The sequence below is a fragment of the Geomonas sp. Red276 genome (genome assembly GCF_054784495.1).
In genome coordinates this window covers 202,668-221,047 of sequence record NZ_BLXW01000001.1, presented here as the reverse complement: position 1 = coordinate 221,047, position 18,380 = coordinate 202,668, and the positions used below count along the sequence as shown (strand labels likewise).

Here is an 18,380-nt window from a genome sequence, read left to right as displayed (position 1 = left end):
ATGAAGAGGCGACCTTTTTTCAGGAAAAATCGTAGCGGCAGCCTGCTTTTCTCCTACCTGTAAGCCTTCTGTAAGTCATCCTCCGTTACCATCCCGCCGAACATGTAATCGGTGTGACCGCCACCCGCGAGCCAGGCCGCCTCTTAGCCTGGGTCCGGGGATGAACGGCGGTATCTCGACAACCTGAGGTGCAATTGAAAAAGGAGGAAGCAGCAATGGGAATGGTTACAAGGATCTGGTCGGTACTTTTTGTCGCGCTGGTAATCGCCGGGTGCGGCGGGGGAGGGTCGTCGACGCCGGCCCCGAACAAGGTGAGTCTGAGCGGCCTGGTCTCGATCGGCCCGGTGAGCAAGGCGACCGTCCAGGCCTGGGGTTTGGACGGCAACGGTAGGAAGACGGTGGCCTTCGCGCTGGCCACTACGGCCAGCAACGGGAGCTACACCCTCCCCACCTTCGCCCACAACGGCAGCATTCTGATTGAAGCCAAGGGGGGGACCTATAAGGACACCGATGGGGCAACGGTAGACAATCCGGGGCTGAAGGCGGTCATTCCGAGCGCCTCGGGGTCGGTCCGCGTGCCGGTAACCCCCCTCACCCACCTGGCGTTTTCTTGCGCAAGCTCCGCCAGCAACGGGCTGACGGCGGCCAACATCTCGAAGGCCAACGCCACCGTCACCACCGCCTTCGGGATCGACGTCACCAACACCTCGCCGATCGACGCCACCGACGATGCAGCGGTCACCGCCGCCACCACAACCACCCAGCAGGTACAGTACGGCGTGGCGATCGCCGCGGTTTCCAAGATCGGCATGGCGACCTTCCTCTCCGATGTCAAGCCGGATCTCGTGAAGCCTACCCCGCAGTTGAGCGCCACCACCGAGGGGCACCTGATCACCGCGATCAACTCCCTGGTCGACGCGGGGACCCTCAACGGGGCCCTCACCGCCATCACCACCGCCACCAGCACGGTAACCACCACCATCACCAATAACGCCAACTCGCCGATTCTGGTGTCGCAGAACGCCAACGCGGTGGCCAACGCCAAGCAGCTGGTGACCGATCTGCGCAACACCGCCCTCTCCTTCTACAACTACACCTCCGGCCACGGCACCGGCGGGATGAATGCCGTTCTGCTCACCCCGTACAACGCGCTCGCGAACGAGGTGCAGACCAAGGTCCAGCCGGAACTGGCCGCGGTCGTTGAAGCTATCGGCTGGGTCGCCAATCTGTCCAGCGTTCCGGCTGGCACCACGGTAACCGGCCCGAACGGAAACACCCTCACGGTGACCGACTCCGGCACGACCAGCACCTTTACTGTCAAGGACCCCAACGGTGTGACCATCGGCACCGGGACCTTCGACGCCAATTCCAGCAACCAGCCTACTTCCGCGACTATCAACGCCAATCTGACCACCCCGAGCGGCACCGCCAACGTAACTGCACAGATCTCGGGGGTCACCTGGGATGCCCAACAGAACATCACCGGCTTCGCCCTGTACGGCTCGTTCGTTAGCAAGGACACCTCGGGCAACACCGACATGACCGTCAACCTCGGTTCGGCAGCGAATAAGTGCTCGGCGGCCTTCACCACCAACACGGCCACCAACACCTTCTACATGACGAGCCTCAACTTCAACGGGTCGGTCGCCACCAACACGACCCAGATTACCGGGTCGATCAGCATGCCCACCCTGGTCTTCAACCCTAACTTCAACTCCTCGTTCCCGACGAAGGCCACCGTGACCGGGACCATCAAGGCGCTGAACACCAACGGCCTCACCCTGAACGGTACCCTGCAGGGTGACCTGACCAACGCGGCAACCATGGCACGGTCGGTAACCGCGTCCAACTTCCCGATCTGGGACGCCTCGTTCAACGGCTCCGTCGTCGCCAACACCGGCCTGAACGTCAGCACCACCCTGACCGCCCGCAGCAACACCTACGACGTGGTCCAGTTCACCGTCCAGTTCCAGAGGGTCCGGCCGGACGGCACCAAGTTCACCCTGAGCGGAACGGGCAGCTACAACGGCAGCAACGACACCGTCACCGCCCAGATCACCAACCAGGACGGCCTGGCCATCAACCTCACCTTCGACCATCAAAGCAGCGGCGGCTTCTCGGGGAACATCACGGTCAGCACGACCGACACGACCGCGGTGGCGCTGCTTTACATGCAGCAGTCGGTACCGTGCATCAAGTTTGCGGACAACTACTTCGAGTCCGTATTCTAAGGCCGCCAATGTCCATCCGCATCACCGGAAGAGGGGGGCTCGCCGCCCCCCTCTTCGCTTCCCTTTTTCTGGCGGCGGTACTTTCCTGCCTGGCCGGCCTTTCATCCCCCGCTTACGGCGCCTCGCCCCTGAGCGGTTTCAACCCCGCGCGGCTCGCCGGTGGGGGGCGGGAGGCCTTTGTGGAGACCAGCGCCTTCGCGGGCGACACCGCCCTCCCCCTGGCCGGCATCAACAACGACAGCTGGAACGGGAGCTTCACCCCCCGGGAGCCAGGCCACGGCGAGGCCTACTGGAACCTTGCCGGCGGAGTGGTGTTCGACGGGTTCAGGGTGGCGGCCGTCAACCGGGGGGAGTGGTTCCTCAAGGCCAACAGGGACACCCAGGATTTCTTCTACCGGATCAAGAAGCATCTGGACTTGCCGGTGGGGAAAACCTACCACATCGACCTCTCCATCAACGGATTCGCCGCCAGCGGCGTGGAAATCTCCTACGGGCGCTCCCTGGGAGCTCTCCTCCCCGGACTGAGCGTGGGCGCGACGGTTCGCTACCTCCGCCCGGCCACCATGCAGGACGGGTCGGTCAAGGGGACGGTCACTCCCACCGGTCCAAAGAGCTACGATTTCAATCTCAACGTGAATTACCAGTATGACCGGAACATCCTCTACCGGCGCAGGAATACCACAGTGGGGGATGGGGTGGGGTACAGCGCGGATCTGGGGGTCGCGTTCCAGCGCGACGCCTTCCGCTGCGGGGTGTTGGCCAGAGACCTGGCGGGGGAGATCATCTGGTATGCGGTCCCCTACACCGATGCGGTGGCGAGCACCGACCGGCTGACGACCTCCCCGGACGGGTACCAGAATTTCAGCCCGACCATCAGCGGCTACGAAGGTAACAAGAGATTTCACCAGCGCATCCCTTTGAAGATCGACTTCGAGGCGGGGTACAGCGCCGGAGACCTGGACGGCCTTTTCACCGTCAACCTGGTGGACGACGAGCCGCACTATTGGCTGGAAGGGAGCTACCGTCTGGGGAGCCGGTCAAGCGTCTCCCTGGGGTACAACGTCGAGTACTCGGCGGTGAAGGTCGGATTCGCCTTCCACGATTTTTCGGTTTCGGTCCTCTGTGACGACGTCAGGGTCGCAGCGGCGAAGGCCTTCGGAGGGGAGCTCGCCTACCATTATTCCTGGTGAAGCGGATCAGCAGGAGCCAAGCTTCGCGTTCCCCTCCTGAAGGCAGTTCGCTAGCCGTTGGCGCAACTCCTCGGCCGGGGTCTCCTCCTTCAGTCCCCTCCGGTACCAGACGGCGGCCCGCTCCCACTCGCCGCGGGAGGCGAAGTGGTCGCCGGCCCGGGTCAGCAGTTCCAGGAAATCGCCGGCCAGGCGGTCCCTCATCGGGAAGGTCCAGGGCTCTTCCCCGTCGCCGGGAAGGAAGCGCCCCTGGTAAAGAGTCGCGCATTTCTCCACCAGCGACTCGATCTGTGCCATGTTATCCAGCCGGTCTCCCTCTTTGAGTGCCTCATCGGCCTCGCCCCGTATCCGGTCGAAGGCCCAGGTGTCGACCCAGCAGAACCTCGGGTCGAGAGAAAGGCGGCCCGCCTGCAGTTGCAACGCCTTCTCGCACCCCAGCTGTTTCCTCAGCCGGTGCAAGGTGGTGTCGAAGGAGCGCTGGGCGAGATCCCCGTCGGCATCGGGCCAGAGCGCGTCGCAGAGCGTTTCCACCGGCACCCCCTTTCCTCCCAGCGAGATCAGCGCCTTCATGAGCTCCAACGGTTTCTTCACCTTCCCCGCGATCGCGATAGGGGCTCCTTCCGCCAGCAGCTCAAAGCCCCCCAGGGTCCGGACCTTGAGCGGCCACGGCCAGGCGTCCAGATGCAGGGGAGGGGATTCCGGCACCAGCCCCCATTTGAGGATGAGTCCCCGGACGTATTCCGTCTCGATGCCGTTTTCGAGGGCCTTGACGCATAACCGAAGCAGCGGAGACGGGCAGGTCAGCCAGCTCCCGACGTAGCCGCCCGCACGGCCGATCGCCATGGTCCGGGCCAGCAGTTCGACCGCCTCTTCTTCCCGGCCGGCATCCAGTTCGAGGTGCACGGCGGTCAGAAGGCAGAAGAATTCGAGGAGGCTGTTTTGGAAAGCGCGAGCCATCTCGATTCCCTGGGAGATGTACTCCCGGGCCCGGTCGGGCTCCCCCGTTATTCTCATGTTCTCCGCCATGAAATTCAACGCCACCGCATCCACCGGGCGGAATCCGGAGGCCCGGAATTCCTGCAGCGACTGTTCCAGGTGCTGGGAGGCCGCCGCGTGCTCCTTTCGCCAGGTCTTCTGCCACCCGCGCAAGAGGTGGAAGTACGCCTTGTCGAAGGCGGTCCATCCACCCCCCAGGCGGCGCTCCAGCATGCCGATCAGCTGCTCCGCGGTGGAGAGATCGCCCATGCTGAGGGCGCAGGAAGCCCCGTTCCCCAACAGCTGGCAGTCCAGGACGTGCAGGCCGATTTCGTCGGCCAGCTTGATCGCTTCGATCGCCACCTGGACCCCCGACGCCCAATCCCCGGTGAAGAAGGCGTGGAGCGCCAGACCGTTTCGGATGGTGATGTCGGTCATGGGAGAGAGTTTGCCGGAGCGGGCCATCCGCTGGACCTGTTCGAGCATGAAGGTTGCCCGGACGAAGTTTCCGTTCCAGAGGTCGTGGACAAAAAGCTGGACCGCCGAGGTGAGACGGAAGTTTAGGTCCGCGTCCCCGTTGACCACGGGAGCACCCAGCTCGCGCCACCTCGAGATCTCGGGGTGATCGGGCTGCCTGAAGGCGAGGGCGTTGTAGATGCTCATGGAGATCTGATCCTTCAGTTGCCGGGAAGGGAAGGTTACGTCGTCGATCCGCATCCTCTCGAGCAGGGCGAGCCACTCGTCCAGATGGGTGAAATCCCCGTCGTAGAGGGAGGCCTCCGCGCCGCTCGACCAGGAGAGGAAGATCCCGACGCCGTCGTTGGCCCTGCTGTAGAGGTCGAAGGCCTTGCGGTAATACTCCCGGCTCCGGATGGGGGGATGCAAGAGGAGGCAGACCCCTTTCCAGTAGAGAAGTCCGGGCACCGCGTCCCGTATCTCCGGGGGAATTCGCTCCAGCCACCCATGGACCGTTTCCAAACGCCCCTCGGAGGCAAAGAGCGGCGCGGATTTCATGATCAGTCCGGTTACCCCTTCCCAGTCGGCAGCTTCGATCAGCAAAGTGGCGGCTTCCTCGATCCGCCCGGCTTCCTCCAGGAGGGCGGCCGTTTGGCACCGCAGCTGCCTCACTTCCTCGGCCGAATAGGTCTGCCTGGCCCGCTCCAGGAGGAACTCGCGAAAAAGGGGATGGTACTCGTAGGTGGGGTCGACCGGCGAGTGTTTGCCGGTGAAGAACGAGTTGCGGCACAGGCGGGCCAGAGTAGGCTCCGCACTCGCCAGGCCGGACAACCGCTCGGCCATCTGGGCGGTAACCCCGGGGGCGAAGGCCGTTTTCAGCAAGAGGGTCTGCAACTCGGGGTCGCCGGCATCGAAGATCCTGTTGGCGAAGAAGCTGAAGACACTTTCCAGAGGGAGTTTCTCCAGCGCCTGGTAGTCGAGGTCGCTCCCCTTGAGGCTTTCCAGGACCAGGAGCAGCCCGGCTATCCACCCGTCGGTTTTCGAATACAGACACGCCAGCGCCTCGGGGGGGAGGGGGGGGATGTGCTGCCTCCCTGCAAATTCGCCGGCTTCGTCGTAGGAGAAGCGCAGGTCGTTCCAGCCGAGATGGGCGGTACGCAGGGCGAGATTCGGCGCGGTAAGGACCGGAGGCGGCTCGTTTCTGCTCAGTGCCATTACGGCGATGCCATCCGGTATCTGGGAAAGCCCTTCGAGAAGCAGGACGTGGAACAGCGAGCCGGTAGTTACCTCCTGATAGTTGTCGAGGACAATGACCGAAGGGGTGGGGAGACTGGAGAATAGATCCTGGAAATAGTGACGGGTGAAGGTGGCGAGACCGGGGAGGAATTCGGGGGTTAAGAGCGGCAAGGTTACCGCTGAATCGGGAACGGTTTTCCTGAAGGCCTCCCCCAGGTGGTAGAAGAACGAGGCGGGGTCGGCGTCGCTGGCATCCACCTGGTACCAGAGGGCGGGAATCCCGCGGCTCTCCAGGTAGCTCGAGACCAGGGTGGTCTTTCCGGAACCGCCGGGCCCGGAGACCCAGTAGAGGGGCTTTCCCGCGCGCCGGTCCAAAAGGTTGAAAAGCCGTTCACGGTGGACGACTCCTGGAAGAACGACCGGGGGATCAGTCTTATGACTCATCATGCTGAGGCCTCCCCTTGCAGAGAGAGATGTGAAAAGGGAGTAGCCGAAACCGTGCAACACCCAGGAAAGGATCTGCCATCCAGCAGATGCACAGTGCTTTGTTACCTATGTTAAGTAACAAACATATATCCGTTTATACCTATCAAAAAGAAAAAATCAAGGTTTTATAAAATGAAAACATGTCCGGACGATGTTGCATCCCACAGTTGCAGAGAGAGGTCGCAAAGGTCAAATACAGTGGTAGTTGGGTAATAATAGTCGCCTTGCCCGCCGTCTGCGGTCTATTTCAATAAAAGCAAAAGGTGCATGGGCGATGATCACAAGGGTGGGGCGTGACGGAAAAGTGAGGCAGGGTAAACGGAGTAAACCGCCCCGGCGAAGGAGACGGGTGCCGGGTGGGTGGGATAAGCGGGGGGAGGGGCCGCGGCCTCAATTTGAGAAGGGAACGCAGATGGCGCGCTGCGCTTGGAAGTTTGCCAGGTACTTCTGGACCAGCAGGGGATTTCCCTTGAGGACCAGGAGGTTCTCGGCGTTTCGCTCCTCAGCGGCGCGGGTGAAGTTGAAGCTCCCGGTGATGACGGTGGCCCGGTCGATGATCATGATCTTGCTGTGGGCAATGGCGTGCCGCTCGTCGATCAGCACCTCGATCCCGGCGTTGGCGAGGAAGGTGGCTCCCGAATAGCGCTGCGTTCTTTGGCTCTTGTCCAGGATGGCCACCACCTTCACCCCGCGCTTGTGGGCCTCCAAAAGCGCCTTGGCGATCGGCTTGGAGGTGAAGGAGTAGGCCTGGACCAGGATCTCCTGCCGGGCCTTTCCCACTTCGCGGATGACGGCATCGGCCGCTCCGCCGTTGGGGGAGAAGTAGACCTCGACGGTCCCGGTGGAGGGGAGAGGGGAGGCGGGAAGCGGGGCGCAGACCAGCAGGAGCATGACCGCCACCAGTAAGCGCGTCATGGTCAAACGAGACAAGCCCGCGGCTAAGCCGCGGGCTTTATTGGTATCTCCAGAGAGGGGGACGGTCGTGGTTCCATCAAGCATGTCAGAGTTCTTTCTGCCGGGGAATTCGTCGCATGTCGTTCGGAAACTGGGTCGGTACGGGGCACCCCCATCGGTAGATTAGCCTTTGAGTTTCTTGGCGATGCGGGCGACGTGGGCCCCCTGGTAGCGGGCGATGGCCAGCTCGTTCTCGGAGGGCTTGCGGGAGCCGTCGGCGCCGGCCAGCGTCGAAGCACCATACGGGGAGCCGCCGGTAATCTCGGTCATGTTCAAAAGGCGCTGCTCGGCGTAGGGAACCCCGACGATGATCATCCCCTGGTGGAGCAGCGTCGAGTGGAAGCTCGTGATGGTGGTCTCCTGACCGCCATGCTGGGTGCCGGTGGAGGTGAAGACGCTTCCCACCTTGCCGACCAGCGCCCCCTTGACCCAGAGCCCGCCGGTCTGGTCGAGGAAGTTGCGCATCTGGGCGGTCATGTTGCCGAAGCGGGTGGGGGTGCCGAAGATGATGGCGTCGGCGTCGGCCAGCCCCTCTACGCTTGCCAGCGGGACGTGGGCGAAGGCGTCGCGGGCGGCCTTGGCGCCGGAGGCTTCCAGCACCTGATCCGGGATCAACTCGGGGACCTGCAGAAGCTTCACGTCGCAGCCGTCGACACTGCGGGCTCCCTCGGCGACGGCTTCCGCCATCGTGTAGATGTGGCCGTACATGCTGTAGAAAACGATCTGGATGTTGGTCATGGAACGCTCCTCACGTGCGGGTGTGGTTGAGAGAAATCCTGCCGTTCTCAAGCATAGCCGGTGAAGCTTAGGTTAGCATGTTCAAATGATTTCGGCCCGCTCACGACTCCCTCACCCCTCAAACCTCCCTCACCCCTGCCCCTCTCCCCTAAAGGGGCGAGGGGATTTGGATTTTGCCCCCCTAAGTGACGCAGGAGTTCACCCCTCGCCCCTTCAGGGGAGAGGGTGGCCGAGGCCGGGTGAGGGAGGTTTTACCCCTCTCTAGAACGCAAAGCACATGCAACCGCTACCCCAACCCCCTCCGAAGAAGCCGAGGCGGCCGGCGTGCAGGTGGAGCGGGTTGCGGCAGCTTTCCCGCGCCGCCGCGGTGGCCCCGGCCGGGGCCGTCATGAAGCCGGCGCGGTAGGCCCCGCCGTAAACGCCGGTGGGAGCCCAGTCCGGGGAGACCGGCGGCAGCGGCGGTGCCAGGTTGCCGAACTCGCCGCTGGCGTGCACCACCTTCCCGTTCATCATGGTCAGTACCGACTCGATTCCCTTGATCTCTTCCTCCGGCACCTGGAAGTAATCCGCCGACAAGACGGCCAGGTCGGCGAACTCCCCTTCGGCGATCCGTCCCTTCCTCCCTTCGTCGCCGGAGAACCAGGCGCTCCCCTCGGTGTAGAGCCTGAGCGCCGCGGTGCGGCTCAGCCGGTTCTTCTCGTCGTACAACGGCAGCCCTCCCACCGTCTTGCCGCTCACCATCCAGTACAGGGATACCCACGGGTTGTAGCTCGCGACCCGGGTGGCGTCGGTGCCGGCGCCGACCGGGATCCCCAGGCCCAGCATCCGGGAGATCGGCGGGGAATGGGCGGCCGCTTCCGCGCCGTAGCGGTCGACGAAGTATTCTCCCTGGAAGGCCATCCGGTCCTGCACGGCGATCCCGCCCCCGAGCGCCCTGACCCGTTCCAGGCTCGCCTCGGTGATGGTCTCGGCGTGGTCGAAGAACCAGCGCAGGCCGTTGAAGGGGATATCCCGGTTGACCTGCTCGAAGACGTTCAGGAAACGGACGATGGACTCCTCGTAGGTCGCGTGCAGCCTGAACGGCCACCTTTTTTCCACCAGCAGGGCAACCACTTTCCGCAGTTCCCCCTCGAGGGCCGGCGGGAGGTCGGGGCGCGGCTGGAGGAAGTCCTCGAAGTCGGCCGCGGAGAAGACCAGCATCTCCCCGGCGCCGTTGAGCCGGTAGGTGTCGCTCCCCTGGCCGGGGGTGGCCCGCTCGGTCCAGCCGGTGAAGTCCTGCAGCTCGCCGCCGGGGTGCTGGGTGAAGAGGTTGTAGGCGATCCTGACGGTCAGCTCGTCGCGGCCGGCCAGGCGCTCGATGACCTGGTAGTCGTCGGGATAGTTCTGGAACCCTCCGCCGGCGTCGATGGCGCTGGTGATGCCGAGCCGGTTGAGCTCGCGCATGAAATGCCGGGTGGAGTTCACCTGGTCATCGAGGCCGAGCTTGGGCCCCTTGGCGAGGCTCGCGTAGAGGATCATGGCGTTCGGCTTGGCGATGAGGAGCCCGGTCGGGTTGCCGTGGCGGTCCCGCTCGAGCGCCCCTCCCGGGGGATCGGGCGTCTCCCGCGTGTACCCCAGGGCCCGCAGCCCCGCCCCGTTGACCAGCGCGCGGTCGTAGAGGTGGAGGACGAAGACCGGCGTGTCGGGGGATACCTCGTTGATCTCCTCCAGGGTCGGCATCCGCCTCTCGGCGAACTGGAACTCGGTCCATCCCCCCACCACCCGCACCCACTGCGGCGGCGGGGTGCGCCGGGCCTGCTCCTTGAGCATCCCGAGCGCGAGCGACAGCGAGGGAACCCCGTCCCAGCGGAGCTCCATGTTGAAGTTGAGCCCTCCCCGGATCAGGTGGAGGTGAGAGTCGTTGAGCCCGGGGACGACGGTGCGCCCCTTCAAGTCGATGACCCGGGTGGTGGCGCCGCGGAAGCGCTCGATGGCCTCCCGTTCTCCCACGGCCAGCAGGCGTCCGGCCTTGATGGCCACCGCGCTCGCCTCGGGGGCGAGGGGGTCGAGGGTGGCGATGCGCCCGTTGATGAGGACGCAGTCGGCGTGAACTGTTTTCATGACGGCCTCCCCTCAGTGCCCCGATCCCGAGCGGCTCGGGGGCGCGCCATGCACCATGGTGTAGGCGTACTCCACACCCTGCCCGTAGGCTCCGCCGTGCTCCTTGACGGCGGCGATGACCTCGTCGTAGGTCTCCTTGCGCGCCCAGTCGCGTTGGTACTCGAGCAGGACCTGGAGGGCGGTCATCGGGATCACCCCGGCCTGTTCCATCCGCCGCATGGCCGCGTTGTGGGCGGTCAGGCTGGTGCCGCCGGAGGCGTCCTCGACGGCGTAGACCTCGTATCCGGCCTTGATCGCTTCCAGGGCCGGGAAGGCGAGGCAGACCTCGGTCCAGAGGGCGGCGATCACCAGTTTCTTCCGCCCGGTGGCGGCCACCGCCTCGACGAAGTTCTTGTCCTGCCAGGAGTTCATCGAGGTCCTCTCGATCGGGGTCTTGTCCGGGAATACGTCCAAAAGCTGGGGCCACATGTTGCCCGAGAAGCTTTTGCTCTCGACGGTGGTCAGGATGACGGGAACGCGGAAAATCCTGGCGGCCTTGGCCAGGAGCATGACGTTGTTGAAAAGGGTCTGGCGGTCGATGCTGGCGACGCCGAAGGTCATCTGTGGCTGATGGTCTATGAAGATGACCGTACTGTTGACGGGGTTCAAAAGTTCTGTCTTCATGGTCTGCCTCCTTGGAGCAGTACTCACACTGCCATGTACCAAAGGGTAGACCCATCTGAAGAAAAGCGCTTCATACTCTTTTCATCTGCCAGATATGCCCTTTTGTTATACTGGTAGGGTCATGGAACTTCGCCACCTAAGATATTTCCTCGCCGCCGCGGAAGAGCTCAATATCAGCAGGGCCTCGCGGCGTCTGCACGTTTCCCAGCCCGCGGTGAGCCGGCTGGTCCGCGACCTGGAGGAGGAGCTCGGCAACCCGCTTTTCGTCCGGGAGCGGTTCGGGCTGGCGCTCACCCCGGCCGGGAGCGTCCTCCTCGGCTACGCGCGCCAGATCCTCGACCTGACCGGCGAGGCGGTGCGCGTGCTCCGCAACCAGCCTCAGAAACCGGTCACCATCACGGTCGGTTTCCTGGCGTCGGCGCTCGGCTCCTTCCTGGGGGCGGCCTTGAAGTCGTTCCGTGATGCCCACCCCGAGGTGGTGATCAACATCCACGAGCTCACCCCGGCCGGCCAGGTCCGTGCCTTGGCCCGGGGGGAGATCGACGTCGCGCTGATCGGCAATCCCTGCGGGGCGGTGGCCGATCAGTTCGAGACCCTGGTGCTCTTCGACCTGAGGCTGGAGGCCGCGGTGCCGGCGGGGCACCCGTTGGCGGGGAAAAAGAGGATCAGCCTGAAAGGGTTGGAAGGGGAGGCGTTCATAGGGTACCGCGAGGAGAGTTTTCCCGGGAGGAATCAGACCATCGTGGCTGCCTGCCGGGTGGCGGGATTCAAGCCGGGGTTCGCCTTCCAGGCCGACAGCCTGGTGGAGGTGCTGGCCCTGGTCGGGTCGGGAGCGGGGGTATGCCTGATGCCGGGCGACGTGGCGAGCCTGTCCCATCCGGGAGTCGCCCTGGTGGGGATCAAGGAGAAGCTGGAGCCGATCCACTTCACGGCGGCCTGGAGGCGTGACGACGATCGTCCGATCGTCGCGGCGCTATTGGAACATGCCGTGAGGGAGCGGGCTCCCGGAATCCGGCAAGGGGGGTAGCCGCCTCCCGGGTCAGATCCGCCTGCTGTCGTAGGCCCAGTGCAAAAGGGCCTGCCGCTGGCGGCGGCGGCAGCCGAGGTCGCCGGGAGGGCAGTTCTTTCTCAACTGGGCGATGTGGCGCTGCATCGCCTGCCATCTCTTGATCTGGCGCGCATCGTCCGCGCACCGTCTCCCCATGTAGTAACGGCAGTACCACTGGAACCATCCCCGCGGGTCCTCGTGGTAGATCCACCCCTTGGCCCGCCAGTAGGAGAGGGGCTTGGAGGCGTTGACGCCGAAATAGTTGAGCTCGGGACGGTGCCGCTCGTGGCAGAGTTTCGCCTCGGTGAACCACTCCGGGGGAAACTCGCCCCGGCAGTCGGTCATGTATCTGCCGCCGAAGATCCCCAGCTTCAAAAGCTCCTTCGGGGTCAGCTCGGGGCGGAAGTCGGGGTGGAAATGCTCCCCCTCCGGCTCGGTGCGGTCGTACTGGTAATCCTTCTGCATCAGGTCGTTCACGACCACCCTGGTTCCGTTCATGGCTTGCTCCCGGTTCATGATTGGTATATCTATACCGTGCCCTGCCAAGGTGGCAACCTGCTCCTCTGTTTTTGCCTTGGCGATGAGGCATCGTTTAGCTCGTTCCACAGGAAGAGGGGTGGCTCCCCTGTCTCTGCATAAGAGTTGGCCGCGCCGCCTACTCTATGTGATCGAACCGGGGAGTATATTAAATATAACTAATATTATCCGGAGCCAGCTCAAGCAGTCTGCTCACCGCTAAAACGGTGGACGAAGCCATAAGGAAAATTGCAGATGCTATGCCAGATGGAGAGATAGATGCTATTATTGATCCCGTCAATCCGGACGCTGATCCGGCCCGGTAGCTCGCGAGCCGAATGCCAGAGCTGTTGGCCGGGACGGTACCCAACCGGGCCAACCTGCCGGGAGGGCCGGGGCGACGACCACGGAGACCTTCGCCAAAGGAGGAGCAGCAACCTTGACGAAACCTTTTGACATCCCGGTACTGACCACCCTCTCGCTGCTGTTTGTGGAAGATGACGCCATGGCCCGGGAGACCGCGAGCTTTTCGCTGAAGCTCAACTTCCCCCGCCTGCGCATCTACACGGCCGGAAACGGGCGGGATGGGCTGGAACTGTACCGGAAATATCATCCCGACATCGTCCTGACCGACATCAAGATGCCGGCCATGGACGGCATGGAGATGTCCCAGGAGATCCTGGCCATGGAGCCGGGGGCCAACATCATCGTCACCTCGGGGCATTCCGATCTCACCTACCTTCTGCAGGGGATCAAGATGGGGATCCGGCGCTACGTGCTGAAACCCCTCGACCACGAGCTTCTCTTCGAAGCGGTCTCCGACTGCATGTCGCGGGTGCTGATGCAGCGGCAGATGCAGCAGCAGGAGCAGTACATAGGGCTCCTTTCCCAGGCGGTAGAACAAAGCCCGAGCCTCATCCTGATCGCCGACCCCGACGGCCGGATCGAGTACGCCAACGGCAAGTTCCTGGCGCTGACCGGGTACACCGAGGAGGAGGTGCTCCGGATGGATCTGCGGCAGTTCCACCTCCAGGATCCCGACGCCGCCACCTTCGAACAGGTGTGGAGCCAGGTGAACGCGGGGGCGGAGTGGCACGGAGAAGGGGTAAACCGCAAAAAGGACGGGCAGCTCTACCGCGAGTCGGTGACCATCTCACCGATCACCGAGGGGGAGGGGAGGATCGCCCACTTCGTCACCGTCCGGGAGGACGTCACCCTGAAGAAGCGGGCCGAGGAGGAGATGATCCTCTCCCAGAAGCTCAAATCCCTCGGCGTGCTGGCCGGGGGGCTCGCCCACGACTTCAACAACATCATGACCGGCGTCCTCGGTAACATCTCGTTCGCCCAGACTTCGCTCTCCGACCCCGCCAAGGTCGCCACCTGCCTGGCCCAGGCGGAGAAGGCCTCGCTGCGCGCGGTGGAACTGACCCGCCAGTTGCTGACCTTTGCCCGCGGCGGCAAGCCGGTCAAGAAACAGGTCGAGGTGCGGCACCTCATCGAGGAGTCGGTCGCGCTGGGGCTAAGGGGGAGCAAGGTGCAGGGGGTGGTGCGGGTACCCGCTGCCATCGCCCAGGTGGAGGTCGACAGCGGGCAGATCATCCAGGCCTTCAACAACATCCTGATCAACGCCGTGCAGGCCATGCCCGATGGCGGGACGGTGGCCATCGAAGCGGAGGGGGTCCGGCTCGAGCAGGGAAACTCCCTCGGCCTCTCCGCGGGGAGCTACGTCCGGGTGAGTTTCACCGACCAGGGGAGCGGCGTCCCCGACGAGGTAAAGGGGAAGATCTTCGATCCCTACTTCAGCACGAAAACCGGCAACTCCGGCCTCGGCCTGACCACCGCCCACTCGATCGTCTCCCGCCACGGCGGACATATCGGGGTGCAGTCATCCCCCGGCGGCGGAGCCACCTTCATCTGCCACCTCCCCGCCGTCCAGGCGCCCCACGGACAGGCCGAGGCGCCGCAAAAGGCACCGTTGGCCCCCCACCCGGGAGCGGGGCAGTCGATCCTCCTCATGGACGACGACCAGGACGTCCGCACCATCGGCTGCACCATGCTGGAAAGCCTGGGCTTCCAGGTGGCGACCTGCAGCTGCGGAGAGGAGGCGATCGACCTTTACATCGAGGCCAACCGGAGCGGCAAGCGGTTTTCCGCGGTGATCATGGACCTCACGGTGCCCGGCGGCATGGGTGGGAAGGAGGCGGCGGAACGGATCCTCGCCTTCGACCCCCAAGCCTGCCTGGTGGTCTCCAGCGGCTACTCCGACGATCCGGTCATGGCCGATTACCAGCAGTACGGGTTCTGCTCGGTGCTTCCCAAGCCGTACGTGATGAGCAGCCTGGCCGAACTGATGAGCACCCTGCACGGAGGAGTTCCCGGGAGTTGACCGGAGCACGAACTGGCGGTATCTTAATGATTCCGCCGAACGTGTTTATCTAACGTGACAGGGGCCGATCCAGTGAGGCTATCGCAACCGGTCGATGACGCAGGGAGATCTCAGGGACCAAGGGCGGACGAGCTCGCCGCGGAGAACGCGGAGCTTCGCCGCCGGCTGGCCGATGCCGAGCGCCGCGCGGAGGCCGGGATCCTGCGGGTGAACCGCCTCTACGAGGTGCTGCGGTCGGTCGACCACGCCATCGTCCACCTCTCCGACCGCGAGGAGCTCTTCGAGGCGTTCTGCCGCGCCGCCGTCGAGCCGGGAGAATTCCGCCTGGCGGCGGTCGGGCTCGTGGAGCGGGAGAGCGGGGCCGTGAGGATGGTCGCCTCCCGCGGCGAGACCGCCTACCTCGACGAGATCAGCATCTCCTCGCACCCGGTGCCGGAGGGGATGGGCCCGGCGGGGGTCGCCATCAGGGAAGGGAGGCTCGCCTTCTGCAACGACTTCGCCAACGCCGAGGCTACCTTCCCCTGGCTCGAGGCCGCGCTCTCCCATGGCCTCCGCTCCGGCGCCAGCGTACCGATCAGGGAGAACGGCGAGGTGGTCGGCTGCCTGACGCTTTGGGCCGGGGAGGTGGACGCCTTCGACTCCCGGGACCTGGATCTCCTCGAGCAGATGGGGGCCGACATCTCGTTCTCCCTGGACAACCTCCGGCTCGAGGCCCGGATCCACGAGGCCCAGCTGAAGGCCGAAATGGCCGAGGAGCGGGAGCGCGCCGCCGAGGCGCTGCGGGAGAGCGAGGCACGCTTTCGTTCCCTCTTCGAGAACACCCCCGACGCCGTTTTTCTCACCATTCCCGATGGCCGCATCCTGGCCGCCAACCCCGCCGCCTGTGCCATGTTCGGCCGCTCCGAAGACGAGCTCTGCCGGCTCGGGCGCGAGCCCCTCATCGATCACAGCGATCCGCGCTTCGCGGCCGCCCTCGACATGAGGAGCCGTACCGGGCGCTCCTCCAAGCTGGAACTCCGCTTCCTGCGCAAAAACGGCGAATCCTTCCCGGCCGAGGTCGATTCCGTCATCCTTCCCGGTAATCCTCCCAGCTCCTTCGTCATCCTGCGCGACATAAGCGGCCGCAAACAGGCCGAGGAGGCGCTGCGCCTCTCCGAGGAGAAATTCTCCCGCGCCTTCGCCGAGAGCCCGGCCGCCCTGGCGCTGAGCACCCTGGAGGAAGGGGTCCTCGTCGACGTGAACGACACCTGGCTGGCGCTGCACGGCTTCAAGAGGGAAGAGGTGCTGGGGAAATCGGCACGCAGGATGGGACTGTGGGCCGACGGGGAGCAGATGCTCCGCTTCGTGGCCGAGCTGAAGACGCACGGTTCGGTCAGGGGGTGGGAGGCCCAGTTCGTCAAGAAGGACAAGACCCCCTTCGTCGCCCAGCTTTCCGCCCAGGTCCTGTCGGTCGGTGACGACAGGGTCATCCTCCTCACCATCGTGGACATCACCGAGCGCAAGTGGGCGGAGCGGCGGCTCACCGAGATGAACGAGGAGCTGGAGCGCCGGGTGGCGATGAGAACCGGGGAGCTGGAGGCCAACATGGAGATGCTGAAGGCGGAGACCGCCGAGCGGATCCGGGTGGTGGAGGCGCTCAGGAAGAACGAGCAGCTGTTGATCCAGCAAAACCGGCTGGCGGCCCTGGGGGAGATGATCGGCAACATCGCCCACCAGTGGCGCCAGCCCTTGAACTCGCTGGGGCTCCTGATCCAGCAGCCCTCTCTCTGCTTCGCCCGCGGGGCCCTGACCAAGGATATCCTCGACGAGACCACCGCCAAGTCGATGACCCTGGTCAGGCACATGTCCAGGACCATCGACGACTTCCGGAACTACTTCAAGCCGGAGAAGGAGAAGGTTTCCTTCCGGGTGCTCGACGAACTGGAGAAGACCCTGTCGCTCATCGAGGGGAGCTTCCAGGGACAGAAGATCGACATGGAACTGATGGCGGAGGCCGATCCGGAGGTGCTCGGCTATCCCAACGAGTTCGCCCAGGTGCTCGTCAACGTGCTGATCAATGCCCGGGACGCCTTCCAGGAGCGCCAGGTCGCCAGGCCGAAGATCCTCATCAAGGTCGGTTGCGTCGGGGAGCGGGCCGTCGTGGCCATCGCCGATAACGCCGGGGGGATCCCCGACGAGATCATCGGCAAGGTCTTCGATCCCTATTTCACCACCAAGGGGCCCGCGGTCGGGACCGGCGTCGGCCTCTTCATGTCCAAGACCATCATCGAGAAGAACATGGGTGGCCGCCTCACCGTCCGCAACATCGAGGGGGGCGCCGAGTTCATGATCGAGATCTGACGGCGCGTCAGTTTCCTCCCGTCACTCCACGTAGATCATCTTCCTGGTCATCCCACCATCCACCACCAGGTTCTCGCCGGTGACGAACCCGGAGCGCTCGCAGGAGAGATAGAGGACCGCCTCGGCGACGTCGTCGGGTCGTCCCACCCGCCCCGCCGGATGCTGGGCATGATCCTCGGGAGTGAGCTTCGGCGGGGCCGCCACCGGGCTCTTCTTCCAGCCGTCCACCGCGATCCATCCCGGGCTCACGCAGTTCACCCGGACCTCGGGCCCGAGGCTCACGGCGAGGGCATGGGTGAGCGCCACCACGCCCCCCTTGCTGGCCGAGTACGCCTCGGTGTCCGCCTCGGACTGCATCGCCCTGGTGGAGGCGATGTTGACGATGGTCCCCCGGCTTTGCCGAAGGTGCGGGATGGCGTGCTTTGAGCAGAGGAAGACCCCGGTGAGGTTGGTGTCGATCACCCGCTTCCAGTCGGCGAGCGGAAGCGACTCGATGGGTGCCTCGTGGGCGCGGGCGATGGCGGCGTTGTTGACCAGGGTGTCGATCCGCCCGAAGCGGGAGATGAGGTCGGCAATCATTCCCTTCACACCCTCCTCGTCGGCTACGTCCAGCTGGTAAGGGACGGCCCTGCCGCCGGCTCCGTAGAGGGCGGCGGCCTCGCTGGCGGCCTCCCCGTCCAGGTCGGCGACCGCCACCGTGTAGCCTTCCTCCACAAAGCGCTTGACCAGGCACCTTCCGATACCCTGCCCACCGCCGGTAATGATGGCAACCTTCATAGAGCTCTCCTTTGATTGGCAACAATCTTCCGCTACGTATCCCTTCCCCTTACCCCATCTTCACCCCGACCCAGAAACCTCCCTCACCCGGCCTTCGGCCACCCTCTCCCCTATTTCAATCTCCCCTCGCCCCCATCGGGGGAGAGGGTTAGGGTGAGGGGGGAAGGCCGGCAAAACCTCCCTCACCCGGCCTTCGGCCACCCTCTCCCGGAGGGCGAGGGAATTAACGGCGGGCCTTCGGCCACACGGCGCCGGGGGCGAAAGTAGGAAAAGTACCTCACCGGCGG

The 18,380-nt window shown here is 64.5% G+C and carries 12 protein-coding genes; 5 read left to right on the top strand and 7 right to left on the bottom strand.

The window, feature by feature from the left end; genetic code table 11:
- Positions 1–215 precede the first annotated feature (215 nt).
- Both ACYVL5_RS00945 and ACYVL5_RS00940 read left to right on the top strand, forming a co-directional pair.
- A complete protein-coding gene (locus ACYVL5_RS00945; protein ID WP_460593669.1) occupies positions 216–2,231 on the top strand; it encodes a hypothetical protein in 2,016 nt (671 codons plus the stop codon).
- A gap of 8 nt (positions 2,232–2,239) precedes the next feature.
- The gene (locus tag ACYVL5_RS00940; RefSeq protein ID WP_460593668.1) at positions 2,240–3,421 is read left to right on the top strand and encodes a hypothetical protein; all 1,182 of its coding nucleotides are present in this window, start codon (positions 2,240–2,242) and stop codon (positions 3,419–3,421) included.
- A 6-nt stretch (positions 3,422–3,427) separates the two neighbouring features.
- Here the strand turns inward: ACYVL5_RS00940 and ACYVL5_RS00935 are convergent, their stop codons facing one another.
- The 5 genes from ACYVL5_RS00935 to ACYVL5_RS00915 all read right to left on the bottom strand — a co-directional run bounded on the left by ACYVL5_RS00935 (position 3,428) and on the right by ACYVL5_RS00915 (position 11,026).
- Positions 3,428–6,529, bottom strand: coding sequence for a hypothetical protein (locus ACYVL5_RS00935; RefSeq protein ID WP_460593667.1), 3,102 nt, complete (start codon positions 6,527–6,529; stop codon positions 3,428–3,430).
- Between the two features lie 432 nt (positions 6,530–6,961).
- Entirely contained in the window at positions 6,962–7,486 is a 525-nt protein-coding gene (locus ACYVL5_RS00930; protein WP_460593666.1) for a phospholipase D family nuclease, read from the bottom strand.
- Positions 7,487–7,648: 162 nt separating this feature from the next.
- Positions 7,649–8,263, bottom strand: a complete 615-nt coding sequence (gene wrbA, locus ACYVL5_RS00925) for an NAD(P)H:quinone oxidoreductase (protein ID WP_460593665.1) — start codon at positions 8,261–8,263, stop codon at positions 7,649–7,651.
- A gap of 261 nt (positions 8,264–8,524) precedes the next feature.
- Positions 8,525–10,363: an amidohydrolase gene (locus ACYVL5_RS00920; RefSeq protein ID WP_460593664.1), complete on the bottom strand. Its 1,839-nt coding sequence runs from the start codon at positions 10,361–10,363 to the stop codon at positions 8,525–8,527.
- 12 nt (positions 10,364–10,375) lie between these two features.
- On the bottom strand, positions 10,376–11,026 hold the full coding sequence (locus tag ACYVL5_RS00915; protein ID WP_460593663.1) for a hydrolase: 651 nt from the start codon (positions 11,024–11,026) through the stop codon (positions 10,376–10,378).
- Positions 11,027–11,147: 121 nt separating this feature from the next.
- Between ACYVL5_RS00915 and ACYVL5_RS00910 the strand changes: the two genes are divergently transcribed.
- Positions 11,148–12,053: a LysR substrate-binding domain-containing protein gene (locus tag ACYVL5_RS00910; RefSeq protein ID WP_460593662.1), complete on the top strand. Its 906-nt coding sequence runs from the start codon at positions 11,148–11,150 to the stop codon at positions 12,051–12,053.
- A 12-nt stretch (positions 12,054–12,065) separates the two neighbouring features.
- On the opposite strand, the gene ACYVL5_RS00905 is transcribed toward ACYVL5_RS00910, so the two are convergent.
- The gene (locus ACYVL5_RS00905; RefSeq protein WP_460593661.1) at positions 12,066–12,572 is read right to left on the bottom strand and encodes a hypothetical protein; all 507 of its coding nucleotides are present in this window, start codon (positions 12,570–12,572) and stop codon (positions 12,066–12,068) included.
- A 457-nt stretch (positions 12,573–13,029) separates the two neighbouring features.
- On the opposite strand from ACYVL5_RS00905, the gene ACYVL5_RS00900 reads away from it, so the two are divergent.
- Positions 13,030–14,976, top strand: coding sequence for a response regulator (locus ACYVL5_RS00900; RefSeq protein WP_460593660.1), 1,947 nt, complete (start codon positions 13,030–13,032; stop codon positions 14,974–14,976).
- 72 nt (positions 14,977–15,048) lie between these two features.
- Positions 15,049–17,316 carry a PAS domain S-box protein gene (locus ACYVL5_RS00895; protein ID WP_460593659.1) on the top strand — a complete coding sequence of 756 codons (2,268 nt, stop codon included), beginning with the start codon at positions 15,049–15,051 and terminating at the stop codon, positions 17,314–17,316.
- Between the two features lie 21 nt (positions 17,317–17,337).
- Here ACYVL5_RS00895 and ACYVL5_RS00890 read toward each other — a convergent pair whose 3' ends face one another.
- Positions 17,338–18,093, bottom strand: a complete 756-nt coding sequence (locus ACYVL5_RS00890; protein ID WP_460593658.1) for an SDR family oxidoreductase — start codon at positions 18,091–18,093, stop codon at positions 17,338–17,340.
- Positions 18,094–18,380: the final 287 nt, after the last annotated feature.

What these genes read in the sequence shown, in the direction of transcription:
- ACYVL5_RS00915 (WP_460593663.1), bottom strand. Translation starts at nt 11,026, where the DNA reads ATGAAGACAGAACTTTTGAACCCCGTCAACAGTACGGTCATCTTCATA.
- wrbA (WP_460593665.1), bottom strand. Translation starts at nt 8,263, where the DNA reads ATGACCAACATCCAGATCGTTTTCTACAGCATGTACGGCCACATCTAC.
- ACYVL5_RS00905 (WP_460593661.1), bottom strand. Translation starts at nt 12,572, where the DNA reads ATGAACGGAACCAGGGTGGTCGTGAACGACCTGATGCAGAAGGATTAC.
- ACYVL5_RS00940 (WP_460593668.1), top strand. Translation starts at nt 2,240, where the DNA reads ATGTCCATCCGCATCACCGGAAGAGGGGGGCTCGCCGCCCCCCTCTTC.
- ACYVL5_RS00945 (WP_460593669.1), top strand. Translation starts at nt 216, where the DNA reads ATGGGAATGGTTACAAGGATCTGGTCGGTACTTTTTGTCGCGCTGGTA.
- ACYVL5_RS00890 (WP_460593658.1), bottom strand. Translation starts at nt 18,093, where the DNA reads ATGAAGGTTGCCATCATTACCGGCGGTGGGCAGGGTATCGGAAGGTGC.
- ACYVL5_RS00935 (WP_460593667.1), bottom strand. Translation starts at nt 6,529, where the DNA reads ATGAGTCATAAGACTGATCCCCCGGTCGTTCTTCCAGGAGTCGTCCAC.
- ACYVL5_RS00930 (WP_460593666.1), bottom strand. Translation starts at nt 7,486, where the DNA reads ATGACGCGCTTACTGGTGGCGGTCATGCTCCTGCTGGTCTGCGCCCCG.
- ACYVL5_RS00920 (WP_460593664.1), bottom strand. Translation starts at nt 10,363, where the DNA reads ATGAAAACAGTTCACGCCGACTGCGTCCTCATCAACGGGCGCATCGCC.
- ACYVL5_RS00910 (WP_460593662.1), top strand. Translation starts at nt 11,148, where the DNA reads ATGGAACTTCGCCACCTAAGATATTTCCTCGCCGCCGCGGAAGAGCTC.